At 33.7% G+C, this 13288-nt stretch carries 11 protein-coding genes; 6 read left to right on the forward strand and 5 right to left on the reverse strand.

Annotated features, from left to right (window positions below; genetic code table 11):
* Positions 1-29 precede the first annotated feature (29 nt).
* Together AC3E9W_RS00375 and AC3E9W_RS00380 are read right to left on the reverse strand one after the other, a co-directional pair.
* Positions 30-1109, reverse strand: a complete 1080-nt coding sequence (locus AC3E9W_RS00375) for a sensor histidine kinase (RefSeq protein WP_456894855.1) — start codon at positions 1107-1109, stop codon at positions 30-32.
* 296 nt (positions 1110-1405) lie between these two features.
* The gene (locus AC3E9W_RS00380) at positions 1406-2089 is read right to left on the reverse strand and encodes a response regulator transcription factor (protein WP_008465097.1); all 684 of its coding nucleotides are present in this window, start codon (positions 2087-2089) and stop codon (positions 1406-1408) included.
* A gap of 243 nt (positions 2090-2332) precedes the next feature.
* Here AC3E9W_RS00380 and AC3E9W_RS00385 point away from each other — a divergent pair, with 243 nt between their 5' ends.
* From AC3E9W_RS00385 to AC3E9W_RS00400, 4 genes are all read left to right on the forward strand, one after another.
* Complete coding sequence (locus AC3E9W_RS00385) at positions 2333-5104, forward strand: TonB-dependent receptor (protein WP_488766197.1); 2772 nt, start codon at positions 2333-2335, stop codon at positions 5102-5104.
* 251 nt (positions 5105-5355) lie between these two features.
* The gene (locus tag AC3E9W_RS00390) at positions 5356-6531 is read left to right on the forward strand and encodes a hypothetical protein (RefSeq protein WP_488766198.1); all 1176 of its coding nucleotides are present in this window, start codon (positions 5356-5358) and stop codon (positions 6529-6531) included.
* Positions 6532-6638: 107 nt separating this feature from the next.
* A complete protein-coding gene (locus tag AC3E9W_RS00395) occupies positions 6639-6977 on the forward strand; it encodes a T9SS type A sorting domain-containing protein (protein WP_488766200.1) in 339 nt (112 codons plus the stop codon).
* A gap of 172 nt (positions 6978-7149) precedes the next feature.
* The gene (locus AC3E9W_RS00400; protein WP_488767286.1) at positions 7150-8130 is read left to right on the forward strand and encodes a LuxE/PaaK family acyltransferase; all 981 of its coding nucleotides are present in this window, start codon (positions 7150-7152) and stop codon (positions 8128-8130) included.
* A gap of 15 nt (positions 8131-8145) precedes the next feature.
* Here AC3E9W_RS00400 and AC3E9W_RS00405 read toward each other — a convergent pair whose 3' ends face one another.
* Complete coding sequence (locus AC3E9W_RS00405; protein ID WP_488766202.1) at positions 8146-8490, reverse strand: hypothetical protein; 345 nt, start codon at positions 8488-8490, stop codon at positions 8146-8148.
* Between the two features lie 142 nt (positions 8491-8632).
* Positions 8633-9928, reverse strand: a complete 1296-nt coding sequence (tyrS, locus tag AC3E9W_RS00410; RefSeq protein WP_306153272.1) for a tyrosine--tRNA ligase — start codon at positions 9926-9928, stop codon at positions 8633-8635.
* A 409-nt stretch (positions 9929-10337) separates the two neighbouring features.
* Between tyrS and AC3E9W_RS00415 the strand changes: the two genes are divergently transcribed.
* The gene (locus tag AC3E9W_RS00415) at positions 10338-11573 is read left to right on the forward strand and encodes an outer membrane beta-barrel protein (RefSeq protein WP_488766204.1); all 1236 of its coding nucleotides are present in this window, start codon (positions 10338-10340) and stop codon (positions 11571-11573) included.
* Between the two features lie 230 nt (positions 11574-11803).
* Positions 11804-12805 (forward strand): NAD-dependent epimerase/dehydratase family protein, encoded by a 1002-nt coding sequence (locus AC3E9W_RS00420; RefSeq protein ID WP_488766206.1) that lies wholly within the window; start codon positions 11804-11806, stop codon positions 12803-12805.
* Here AC3E9W_RS00420 and AC3E9W_RS00425 read toward each other — a convergent pair.
* Positions 12800-13282: a DUF4296 domain-containing protein gene (locus tag AC3E9W_RS00425; protein WP_488766207.1), complete on the reverse strand. Its 483-nt coding sequence runs from the start codon at positions 13280-13282 to the stop codon at positions 12800-12802. The genes AC3E9W_RS00420 and AC3E9W_RS00425 overlap by 6 nt on opposite strands.
* Positions 13283-13288: the final 6 nt, after the last annotated feature.

Here is a 13288-nt window from a genome sequence, read left to right on the forward strand (position 1 = left end):
CAGGGCTTTTAACTCCTATTGCCTTGAGCTTATTTAACCTCAGCTTTTGCCGATTTATTTGCTTTTTCGAGTGTAAAAGAGAACTCAGAGCCAATTCCGAACTCACTTTCTACGTAAACTTTCTCTTTGTGTGCTTCAATAATATGCTTTACAATCGCCAATCCTAAACCAGAACCCCCTTCAGATCGCGTTCCGCTTTTGTCAACACGGTAGAAACGTTCAAAAAGTCTCGGAATGTTTTGCTTTTCAACCCCTTCTCCATTGTCGCTAATACGGATTAAGACTTTTTTCTTCGTTAAGTTTACCACGCCAACTTCCGTCAGACCACCTTCTTTTCCATATTTAATAGAGTTTACAATCAGGTTTTCCAGCACTTGCTGAATTCTGTCCTGATCGCCTCTAATCATAACCGACTTCACATTTTTACTTTCAAAAGATAGTTTGATTTTCTTTTTGTCTGCCTTCATTTCCAGCAATTCAAAAACATTCTCAATCAATTCGACAATATCAAAATCAGTCATATTCAAATCTAAATCTCCCGATTCTAATTTGGTAATCATGTCCAAATCTTCTACTATATATATAAGTCGCTCCACTCCTTTTTCGGCGCGTTTCAAATATTTCTTTCTAATGTTTTTATCGTCCATTGCACCATCCAGCAAAGTAGAAACGTAACCTTGAACGGTAAACAAAGGCGTTTTTAATTCGTGTGAAACGTTTCCTAAAAACTCTCTTCTATATTGCTCACGAATTTCAAGCATTTCAATTTCGAGTTTTTTATCCGTCGCAAACTTTTTCACTTCGCGCGAAAGCGTTTCCATATCGGTATTAATAGGCTGATTGATAAGTGTTGTCGATTCTAATAAGGAAACCTCATCGTAAATTTTCTTTACTCTTCTGTAAATAAATCGCTCTACACGATATTGCAAAACCAGAAAAGAGAAAATATAAATGGCAATAATAAAGATTATTCCAAATGCTACTTGATGTTTTAATTGGTTTTTGTAAAACAAAGACATCAGTATGAGCACAAATCCTGTGGTAAACAGACTGATATACAATGCCGATTTAATAGCAAATTTGTATGTTTTTTTAAAATTAATCTTCATTGAAATATTTAAAATTATGTTTTGAACCATATAAGTCATATAAGTTCATTTAAAGTAGAAAACTAAAATTACTTTATGACTAAAAAAAGGAAATCTTTGTCAAAGTTAAAAACTTTGACAAAGATGATCTTAAATTATTAATTATCGATACTATAATTAAATGAACTTATATGACTTATATGGTTCAAATATTTATAGAAGATTTTAAAATAATTGGAATGTATTTAATCTTTCTTAAAATCAGGCTACAAAACCTCAGCAGCTTAGTAACTCAGAACTTAGAAGCTTTAAAAAAACTACACTTCAAATTTATATCCTACTCCTTTGATTGTTTTGAAAAGGTCTTCACCGATTTTCTCGCGCAGTTTTCTGATATGAACATCGATTGTTCTTCCTCCAACCACAACTTCGTTACCCCAAACTTTATCTAAGATTTCGTCTCTTTTAAAAACTTTTCCTGGTTTTGAAGCCAATAGATAAAATAATTCGAACTCTTTTCTTGGCAAAGCAATTTCTACATTGCCTTTTATGATTTTGTATTCCTCACGATTGATCTCGATTCCGCCTACATTTAGAGTATCTGTAACAACTTCTTGTTCTTTTAATCTTCTTAACAAAGCCTTTACTTTAGATACCAATAATTTTGGCTTAATTGGCTTGGTAATGTAGTCATCTGCACCGGCGTCAAAACCAGCTACTTGAGAGTAATCTTCACTTCTTGCTGTAAGGAATGTTATGATAACATTATTTAATTCTGGAATTTTTCTAATATGCTCGCAAGCCTCCATTCCGTCCATTTCTGCCATCATCACGTCCATAATGATTAATTCTGGCAGCTCTTTCTGCGCCTTTGCTATTGCATCTTTTCCATTAGAAGCAGTAACAATCTGGTAGCCTTCCTGAGCAAGGTTATAGCCAACGATTTCTAAGATATCTGGTTCGTCGTCAACTAATAAAATCTTAGTTTGTGTTTTTTTCATAAATAGCAAAAATTGAGATTTTTATATCGAAACTTCTTCATTAAACATTCGATATTTCTTATTTCACAGGGTAAATATACTAACAAAAGAACCTTTAAAAAATGGTGTTAACCGTAATTTAATCTCGTAACAATTTGATAATCTTAACAACACAAAAACATAACAAGTCCGTAACATGGACTTCACAGAGTGGTTCTTTCTTTGCACCAAAATATTTAAGACACAAACACAACACTGAAAAAAATGAAATTCAATTTAAGATTTCTATTAATTGCATTATTTATCTGTACGATTTCGATCGCGCAAAACAAAGGTACGATTTCTGGCGTTTTATCTGATAAAGATTCAAACAACGCAGCTCTGCCATTTGCTAATGTTTTAGTTAAAGGTACAAATATTAGCGTAAATACCGACGTAGATGGAAAATATTCCTTAAGCGTTAATCCTGGAAATTATACTTTAATTTTTAGTTTTTTAGGATATGAATCTGTAGAAGCTCCTGTTGCTGTAAAAGCAAACGAAACTGTAACGGTTAATCAAGGGCTTTCATCAGGAAGTTATACACTTAAAGATGTGGTGGTTCAAGCTTCAAGTGGAAGCAAACAAAAAGAAACTGCTTTGCTTTTGGAACAAAAAAATGCTGTCGAAATTAAACAATCAATCGGAGCTCAAGAACTTTCTAAAAAAGGAGTTAGTGATGCTGCCGCTGCTGTTGTTAAAACTACAGGAGTTACAAAACAAGAAGGATCAGGAAACATTTTCGTAAGAGGATTAGGTGACCGTTACAACTCTACAACAATGAACGGATTACCAATTCCATCAAACGATGCTGAGAAGAAAAACATCAATCTGGATATTTTCTCAACTGACATTATCGAGTATGTCTCTATCGACAAAGTTTACAATGGAAGATTCTTCGGAGATTTTGCTGGAGGAAATGTAGATATTGTTTCTAAAGACTACAAAGGAAACGGTTTCTTTAGAATTGATGCTGAATCAAAAATTAACACAAATGCTGTTAGCGAAAAAAACTTCACATTACAAAAAGGTCCAAATGCATTCGGATTCAGTAAAGCTGAGATTCCTAGCAATCCGTTAACACAATACAACTACAACACACTTCAATTTGACAAAAAAGCACCAATCGCTGGTTCTTTTGGAATCTCTGGTGGTGACTCTTATAAAATTGGTGAAGAAGGAAAATTAAGTGTTTTCGGTACAGCTTCTTTCTCAAATGAATATGCTTCAAGAACTAACGGTTCTGCTAAAGGGAGTGTAAATGCTGAAGGTGTTGCTGGTAAAGATTTAGATTACAAATATCTTGCTTACAATACTAATACAACTGCAATGTTTAATGCAGGGTATAAAATTAATTCAAACAATAAAATTAATTTCAATACTTTATTCATCAATACTTCTTCTCAGAAAAAAGAAGAATCTACAGGATACATCGTAGATTTAGCAAATGATGGAAATGGTTACATCCGTAGAAATGATTATGAAAAAACTTCTCTATGGGTAAACCAATTATTAGGAGAACACAAACTTAGCGAAAGAAGCACTTTTAATTGGGGAGGTTCATACAACATTGTAAAACAAGACACTCCAGACAGAACTTACAATACATTAAACTTAGGCCCAGATGGATATGTTATCAACTCTCAATCTGCACCAAATAACAATCGCTATTTCCAAAGTATTGATGAAAACGAGTTGGCAGCAAATCTTTCTGTTAATTACAAATTCAAAAAAAATGCTGACGGAGATTACTTAGGGAAATTCACTGTTGGTTACAACGGAAGATTTAAAGACAGAAGTTTTGAAGCGACTCAATTCAACTTCAAAACTACAACATCTCCAATTAACTATTCAGGAACAATTGTAGATCCAAACAACTTAGATTTATTTTACAATCAGCAAAATTTCTCTAATAACTACTTTACAATTTCAACTTTCCGTGGAGGTCCAGAATTGTCTAACGCTTTAGATCCACAGACTTACAATGGTGATTTGACTATTCACGGTGGATTCTTAAACACAGAATACAAATTCAATAAACTTACAGCTGTTTTAGGTTTAAGAGCAGAAGTTATTACACAAAATGTAGACTGGAGTACACAATTAGATCCAGACGGAGACAGTGACAAATTAGAAAAAACGGCTTTCTTACCGAGTTTGATTTTAAAATATGAATTGAATGAAAAACAAAATTTACGTTTAGGAGCAAGTAAAACTTATACTTTACCTCAGTTCAAAGAAAGATCTCCTTTCATTTATGAAGAATTTCTTCAAGCTAAATTTGGTAACCCGTTCTTATATGCTTCTGATGATTATAACTTAGATATTAGATGGGAAATGTTCGCTAAAAGCGACGAGGTTATTTCGGTTACTGCTTATGGAAAATATATCTTAAACCCAATTAATGAGGTTATTGTTAACTCTTCTACAAATGACATCTCTTATGTGAACTCTGGAGATTACGGTTATGTAGTTGGGGCTGAATTAGATTACAAAAAGACACTTTTTACTTTTGATAGTGATAACGTTAAAAAATTAACTGGAGGACTTAATGCTTCTTACTTATACAGTAAACAAGAATTAAACGGAGAAAAAGTTTTGGAAGAAACAAACGGAAGAATTCCAACTGCTTTTACAGAAACTACAGGTAAATTTACAGGAGCTTCTCCTCTTTTATTGAATGCTGACTTATCTTTCTACAATGAATGGAATGACAAAAACAGCAACTTAACAACAACTATTGCTTACACTTATTTCTCAGACAGAGTAAATGCAATTGGTACACTTCAAAAAGGGGACTTAGTTGATAAAGCGGTAGGTTCATTAGATTTCATTGCAAAATCTAAATTAAATAAAAACATCGGACTTGGATTGGTTGTAAAAAACATTCTAGATCCTACTGTAAACAGAGTTCAAGAAAACAAATCTGGAGATGTAAATGTTTTAAGCTATAAAAAAGGAATTAATGCTAGTTTAGGTTTAAGCTACGAATTCTAAGAGCAAACACTCAATATAAATTTCAGACAAAGACAGCTATCAGCTGTCTTTTGTTTTTTTGGCACTTCAACAAATCCAGATCCCAGAAGGCATCACAGATTATCGTAAATAATAGGTTAACAAATTAACACTGCCTTAATATTAAATAGATGTTAATTTAAAATAACATTCACAGTCAGTTAACATCCAAAAGGGATTTGTGATCCATCTTTGCAACAAAGAAATTAACACAACATTATTAAAGAAAACAAATGAAAAAATCAATTGTAAATTTATTTGGAATTCTTGCAATCTCTGCAAGTTTATTCACAAGCTGTTCTAGCGATGATGACAAAAAGCCATCTTCAAGTTTCGTAGCAGATGCTGCTAACTTCAAAGGAACTATCACTGATGGTGAAGTAGTACTTGATGCATCTAAAACTTACAAATTGACTGGAGCTATAAAAGTAGAAAACGGAGCAACTTTAACAATTCCTGCTGGAACTACAATCGAAGGTACAGGTGGAACTGCTTCTTACATCGCTGTAGCTCAAGGAGGAAAAATCAATGTAAATGGTACAGCTGCAAAACCAGTTATCATGACTGCTTCTGTTAAAGAAGCTGGAAAATGGGGTGGTTTAGTAATCTGTGGAAAAGCTCCTATCAACCGTGTTACTGGTGGTGCTAGTACAGCTACATCTGAAGTTGCTGAATTAACTTACGGTGGAACTAACTCTGCTGATAACTCAGGATCTATCAAATATCTAAGAATTGAGTACGCTGGTGCTGCTTTTAACTCTGAAAAAGAATTTAATGGACTTTCATTCTTCGGAGTAGGTTCTGGAACTATTGTTGAAAACGTTGAAGCTTACCACGGTGCTGATGACGGATTCGAATTCTTCGGAGGATCTGTAAACACTACAAACTTAATCGCTATCGGAAACGAGGATGATCAATTTGACTGGACTGAAGGATGGAACGGTACAAACACAAACTGGTACGGAAAATTAGATTTTGGAAAAGGAAACAGAGGAATTGAAGCTGATAACTTCGAATTCGGATACGCTAACACTCCAATCGCTAACCCAACAATCAACAACATGACTCTTATTGGAGCTGGAAGTACTGCTGATGCTACAGTATACGCTGAAAACCAAGCTATCAAATTAAGAAGAGGAACTAAAGGAATGATCACTAACGTAGTTTTAAGCAAATGGAAAGTTGGTATCGATGTTGAAAACGATGAAACTATCGCTTTTATACCATCAGCTTTAAAAGTTTCAAATGTTAACTACATTTCTGACGTTGCTACAAAAACTAAAGGAAAGAAAACAGATGCTTCTGCTGCTGACGTAGCTGCTGTTTCTGTAGAATTAGCGACTGCAACTGGTGCTGGTGCTGGTATTGCTCAACCAACTTGGGCTACTGGATGGTCAGTAGGTTTCTAATCACTTCGAACACATAATGTTAAAAACATCCTAAATATTTAGGATGTTTTTTTTTGGCGTACTTTTTGTAATTTTTTTTGTATATTTACAGTAATCAAATATACGCGATGGCAAAAAACTACTTTTATATTACTTTCTTATTGGCATTTTTCTTTACTCTAAGCGTTTCGGCGCAAGATATCAAGCAACTACCAAAAACTCAAGAATCTACTTCTATCGAGGGTCTTAGCTTGTATCCTAATCCAGTAACAAACGGAAAAGTCTATATATCATCTAAGAACGATTTAGAGAAGGAAGTTATTGTATTTGACATCTTAGGCAAAAAAGTACTGCAAGCGCATTTAGCCTCTAAAGAATTAAGTGTTTCAGAACTACCTCCAGGTGTTTACATCATTAAAATAAGCGAACAGAATGCATCGGCAACCCGAAAGCTCATTATTCGGTAAAATATAGAAAAAAGCTCCTTTTATTGGGAGCTTTTTTTTGGTGTTCAGTGTTCAGGCTTTAGTGTTCAGTTAATTTAAATTTCTATAAATTTTGCTCTTACTGAACACTGAACCTCAAAGCAAAAAACTGAACACTGAACACTAAAAAACAATATCTTTGCAAAAAAAAGTTTTGATTACAGCCAACGATATCTTTACCATTTCAAGTCAGAAACAATTTGAAAAAATAGCACTAAAAGTGTTTCGTTTTCAGCACGAGAACAATAAAGTCTATCGCGATTTCTGTGATTTTTTGAAAGTCAATCCGCAGCAGGTAAAATCACTGCAGCAAATTCCTTTTTTACCCATTCAGTTTTTCAAAAGTCATGATGTAGTTTCTACTATCGATCCAGCACAGGTAACTTTTACCAGCAGCGGCACAACCGGAATGATTACCAGCAGACATTTAGTGACCGATGTTTCCCTATATGAGGAAAGTTACCGCAAAGGATTTTCGCAATTTTATGGTAACATCGAAGATTACGTTGTTTTAGCCCTTTTGCCGTCTTATTTAGAACGCGAAGGCTCTTCGTTAATTTATATGGTAGAAGATTTAATAAAACTCTCCAATCAGCCTGAAAGTGGGTTTTATTTGCACAATCATGATGACCTAATCAAAAAACTTCTTGAATTGGACGAAGCAGGCCAAAATGTAATCTTAATTGGAGTTACGTATGCTTTATTAGATTTGATCGAAAAGCATCAATTCAACCTTCAAAACACCATTATTATGGAAACTGGAGGAATGAAGGGAAAGCGTAAAGAAATGATTCGTGAAGAACTTCATGAAATACTTTGCAAAGGTTTTGGCGTTTCATCAATTCATTCCGAATATGGTATGACCGAACTTTTAGCGCAAGCGTATTCTTTGGGCGAAGGTGTTTTCGAATGCCCTTCTTGGATGAACATTTTAGTTCGCGATCCAGAAGATGCTTTGACTTACGTAAAAGATGGAAAAACAGGCGGAATCAATGTGATCGATTTAGCCAATATCAATTCGTGTTCTTTTATCGCTACGCAGGATTTAGGCAAAAAAAATCCCAACAACTCTTTTGAGGTATTGGGACGTTTTGATAATTCTGATATTCGTGGGTGTAATTTGATGGTTCTTTAAAGTTAATTTAAAAACTTAATTCTCTTCAATCACGCCAATACTATCAATACCTTCTTTTTTCTGAAGCTCTTTTTCTTTTTCGCATTTATTTTCCAATAGCCTGTAAACTCCGTAGCAAGCCAAAGCTCCGAAGAGTACAAAAAGTATATTCCATCCTGGATTTGTAAAACTGTCATCGTTTACACTGTCGACACCGCTAATAAGAACGGCTAAAAGTCCAACAATAAATCCTGAGACAAGAGTACCTCCGTAATAAGATGCAATTCCAATTCCAAAATAGCCCCATTTGTTCTTATCATATTCAAGAGCCAAATTGGTAAATCCTTTCCAAATCCAGTAAATAAGTAAAATTCCAATCATATCGGTTAAGTTAGTTTTAGGGAATAAACTTAATAAAAAAACTATTACATTTTCAATATCAGTATTTTAAAAAATAAAAAAACCCAATATTCTTTCGAACATTGGGATTAGTTTATTTAGCTTAATTATTTAATCGATACAATTAAACAACGCGAATCACAAAGTAATTTTTCTTTCCGCTCTGCAACAACACAAACTGATTATTAATTAAATCATTTGCTGTTAAAACAAAATCTTCTTTTATCTTTTCTCTGTTTACAGAAATTGAGTTTGCTGTTAAAGCGCGTCTCGCTTCTCCGTTTGATTTAAAGAAACCTGTTTTTTCGTTTAAAACAGTAACAATATCCAATCCGTTTTCTAGATCAGCTTTTGCGATTTCAGCTTGCGGAACTCCGTCAAAAACTTCTAAGAAAGTTACTTCATCCAGTTTTTTCAAATCTTCAGCAGTAGAATTTCCAAACAAAATATTCGAAGCCTGAATCGCTTTTTCTAATTCCTCACGATTGTGAACAAAAACAGTAATTTCTTCTGCCAATTTCTTTTGTAAAACTCTCAAATGCGGAGCCGTTTGGTGCTCAGCAATTAAGGCGTCAATAGTTTCTTTATCTAAGAAAGTAAAGATTTTAATATATTTCTCAGCGTCAGCATCTGTAGTGTTTACCCAAAATTGGTAGAATTTGTAAACCGAAGTTTTATCAGCATCTAACCAAACATTTCCACCTTCAGATTTTCCGAATTTAGATCCGTCTGCTTTTGTGATTAAAGGCGTTGTTAAAGCGTAAGCTTTAGCATTTTCACCTCCCATTCTACGAACTAATTCTGTACCTGTGGTAATATTACCCCATTGGTCAGAACCTCCCATTTGCAGAATACAATTGTTGTTTTTATATAAATGATAAAAATCGTAACCTTGAATTAATTGATATGTAAACTCTGTAAAAGACATTCCCTCACCTTCTCCGCTAAATCTCTTTTTTACAGAATCTTTAGCCATCATATAATTTACGGTGATTCTTTTTCCAACTTCACGTGCAAAATCGATAAAAGAAAACTCTTTCATCCAATCGTAGTTATTTACCATTACTGGTGCATTTGCTTCGGTTGAATTAAAATCTAAGAAACGAGACAAAACGCTCTTGATTCCAGCTACGTTTTTAGCCAAAGCCTCTTCGTCAAGCAAGTTTCTTTCATCAGATTTACCAGAAGGATCTCCAATCATTCCTGTTGCCCCACCTACTAAAGCTACCGGTCTATGCCCGAAATTCTTTAAGTGAACCAATAAAATGATCTGAACCATGCTTCCGATGTGCAGTGAATCTGCCGTTGGATCAAAACCGATATACGCAGTGGTAGCTTCTTTTAGTAATTGCTCTTCCGTTCCAGGCATACTATCATGATATAACCCGCGCCATTTTAATTCTTCAACTAGATTCTTCATTTTTTTAAATATTTTGCGCAAATATAAGGATTGTCAATTGCAATAAAAAAATGTTATGCCACAAAGACGCAAAGACACAAATATTCGCCACGAATTACACAAATTTCTCGAATTGTAATTTCATTTTATTAAAAAGAAAATTGGAGCAATTTGTGTAATTTGTGACAAAAAAAACTTGAAGCTTTGCAAGCTCAAAAACTTTGCGTCTTCGCACCTTTGTGGCAAAAAAACAAAAAACCTTTGCAACTTTGTCCCTCTGCACTTTTACACCTTTCAACCAAAAAACTTCGCGTCTTTGTGCCTTCGTGGCAAAAAATAAAACACCTTGAAAAAAAAAATTACGGGAAGCCGTAAAAATCTTGACAACTGATTATTTACTTTTGGCCAAGAAAAAACCAAAAACCTACCGATGACAAAATTCTTACTAACCACTTTATTATTCTATTGTACATTTATTAATGCCCAAATTTCATTTGAAAAAGGGCATTTCATTTCAAACGACGGAAAAAGGACAGAATGTTTTATAAAAAATTTAGACTGGAAAAATAACCCAACAGATTTCAGATATAAAATTCAGATTACTGATAAGGATTCCAAAACAGAAACCATTGCAAATGTTCAGGAATTTGGAATAGACAACAACACATTATTTAAAAGAGCCAAAGTAAAAATGGATCGTTCTAGCGATAATTTTGAAACAATATCCCAAACAGGAAAACCAGTGTGGGAAGAAAATATACTTTTTCTAAAAATATTGGTTCAGGGCGAAGCCAAATTATATTCCTTCAGAGAAGATAATCTGATCCGTTATTTTTATGAAACACCAAAAATTCCAATAGAACAGCTTGTTCATTTAAAATATATTGAATCAAAAGATGGAATGTCAACAGGAAACTTACAGGAAAACAATTATTACAAACAACAATTAAATAATAATGTACGAGCATCTAATACATCAGACAGAGACATTGAAAGCCTGCAATATAAAAAACCTCAACTTGTAAAGTATTTCATAAAATACAATAATATAGACGCCGATAACGAAAACAATGACGAATTAAAGACACGAAACGGTAAATTACACTTAAAAATAACACCGCAAGTTAGCTTAATTTCCATGACTATGAATGACGGAGATGTGCCTTCAAAAGATGTTGATCTGGATAATAAAACCAATTTTAAAATAGGTGCAGAATTAGAATACGTAATGCCATTCAACAAAAACAAATGGAGTCTGTTTATAAATCCGGCTTATCAGAAATATGAAAATAATATAACCTATAGCAGACCAGGTACTTTTGCGGGTTCTCCAGAAAAAGTTCGTTATGTCGAGATAAAGTACTCAAGTGTTCAACTTCCTATTGGTTTACGTCATTATTTTTTCTTAAATAATAATTCAAAAATCTTTATCAACGCCGCTTATTCCTTAGAAATAAACGGAAAAGCCAGCATTTCATTTGACAACAATTTAGAGCAGGAAAGCAACACAGATTCTAATTTTGCTTTTGGAGTCGGTTACAACTTCAAAGATAAATTTAGTATAGAAATCAGAGCAAATAGCAAAAAAGAATTATTATCTGACTACGACAGTTTTTCTGCTAAATACGGAGCAATTGATTTTGTTTTCGGATATACTTTCTTTTAAGGGACTTAAAAATTGCCACAAAGACACAAATATTCGCCACGAATTACATAAATTTCTCAAATTGTAATTTCATTTTATTAAAAGGAAAATTTGTGTAATTTGTGCAATTCGTGGCTAAAAAAACAAAACTTCGAGTCTTTACGCCTTCGTGGCAAAAAAAACAAAAAAACCTTTGCAACTTTGTCCATCTGCACCTTTGCACCTTCCAACCAAAAACTTATCTTTACAACATGGTATTAGTAACTGGAGGAACTGGTTTAGTAGGCGCGCATTTATTACTTCATTTAATTGAAAATGGAGAAAATGTTCGGGCAATTTACAGAACCCAAAACAATGTTCAGAAAACAAAATCGGTTTTTGATTTTTATAAAAAGGGAGACTTATTTGAAAAAATCAATTGGCTTGAAGCCGATATTCTAGATGTACCTTCACTTGAAACCGCTTTTATCGATATCAAACAGGTATACCATTGCGCTGCTTTTATTTCGTTTGAACCAAAAGACGAAGAAAACCTTAGAAAAACCAATATCGAAGGAACTGCCAATATGGTCAATTTTGCTATTGCCAAAGAAATAGAAAAGTTCTGCTACATCAGTTCTATTGCTGCTTTGGGCGATATTGCTCCTCACGAAACACACATTACCGAAGAAACAGATTGGAACCCAGAGAAACCGCACAGCGATTATGCCATTTCTAAATATGGCGCCGAAATGGAAGTCTGGCGTGCACATCAGGAAGGATTAAATGTCATTATTGTAAATCCGGGAGTAATTTTGGGTCCGCCTAAAATGATGGATATTTTTGACGAAGGAAGCAGCGAAATCTATCGAAAAGTTTCTAAAGGACTTTCGTTTTATACGCTAGGAAGTACTGGCTTTATTTCTATTGATGATGTAGTAAAAACAAGTTATGAACTGATGAAAAGCGAAATTAAAAACGAACGTTTTACACTTATCGCAGATAATATTGTTTTTAAAGATCTTTTGGACACGGTTTCTGACGCTTTAAAAGTAAAACGACCGCACATTCACGCCAAGCCTTTCCTGATGAATTTATTATGGATTACGGACGGATTATTTTCTACTTTATTTTTCAGAAAAAGAAGTATTACAAAAGCAACCGCAAAAGCTTCTTATTCAAAGAATCTGTATAGTAACGAAAAAATAAAAACCGCTCTAGGAACGGTTTTTACTGATATTCATCATTATATTAAAGAAAGCTCTAAACTATAGTTTCTTCTTTCTGTTTTCCATCTGAGCTCTTTTTATAGAATCGATATTCACCTTAGGAATTGTCTTTTTCACAGAATCTTTGGAGACTGCTACGGCTTTCTTTTTATTTTCCTTAGCTGCTTTTTTCTCATCAATTTTAGCTAAAGAATCTGCCGCTCTCTGGTTTACAGAAATTCTTTTATTTACCTCATCAAACATGTCTTTATAATTATCATAATCAGAGGCATAATACATATTGTTTTGAGCAAATTGAAGACTGTCTACTTTGTATTTTTTCAAAATAAACTTAGTCGGATCATTTTCTATCGAATCCAAAGACAATGGTTTCTGATATCTCATTGCTTCCAAAAGAGACAAATCATACATAATATCGATCATCTTCTCTTTCTCAATAAGCTTTGCAGGCTGTTTTACAACCTCTTTTTTACAGCTGATAGAAAGAAATAAAACCAATAGTATTACTATAAGATTCTTCATAATCGT

The organism is Flavobacterium sp. 38 (genome assembly GCF_057799715.1).

What these genes read in the sequence shown, in the direction of transcription:
- AC3E9W_RS00375 (WP_456894855.1), bottom strand. Translation starts at nt 1,109, where the DNA reads ATGAAGATTAATTTTAAAAAAACATACAAATTTGCTATTAAATCGGCA.
- AC3E9W_RS00380 (WP_008465097.1), bottom strand. Translation starts at nt 2,089, where the DNA reads ATGAAAAAAACACAAACTAAGATTTTATTAGTTGACGACGAACCAGAT.
- AC3E9W_RS00385 (WP_488766197.1), top strand. Translation starts at nt 2,333, where the DNA reads ATGAAATTCAATTTAAGATTTCTATTAATTGCATTATTTATCTGTACG.
- AC3E9W_RS00390 (WP_488766198.1), top strand. Translation starts at nt 5,356, where the DNA reads ATGAAAAAATCAATTGTAAATTTATTTGGAATTCTTGCAATCTCTGCA.
- AC3E9W_RS00395 (WP_488766200.1), top strand. Translation starts at nt 6,639, where the DNA reads ATGGCAAAAAACTACTTTTATATTACTTTCTTATTGGCATTTTTCTTT.
- AC3E9W_RS00405 (WP_488766202.1), bottom strand. Translation starts at nt 8,490, where the DNA reads ATGATTGGAATTTTACTTATTTACTGGATTTGGAAAGGATTTACCAAT.
- tyrS (WP_306153272.1), bottom strand. Translation starts at nt 9,928, where the DNA reads ATGAAGAATCTAGTTGAAGAATTAAAATGGCGCGGGTTATATCATGAT.
- AC3E9W_RS00415 (WP_488766204.1), top strand. Translation starts at nt 10,338, where the DNA reads ATGACAAAATTCTTACTAACCACTTTATTATTCTATTGTACATTTATT.
- AC3E9W_RS00420 (WP_488766206.1), top strand. Translation starts at nt 11,804, where the DNA reads ATGGTATTAGTAACTGGAGGAACTGGTTTAGTAGGCGCGCATTTATTA.
- AC3E9W_RS00425 (WP_488766207.1), bottom strand. Translation starts at nt 13,282, where the DNA reads ATGAAGAATCTTATAGTAATACTATTGGTTTTATTTCTTTCTATCAGC.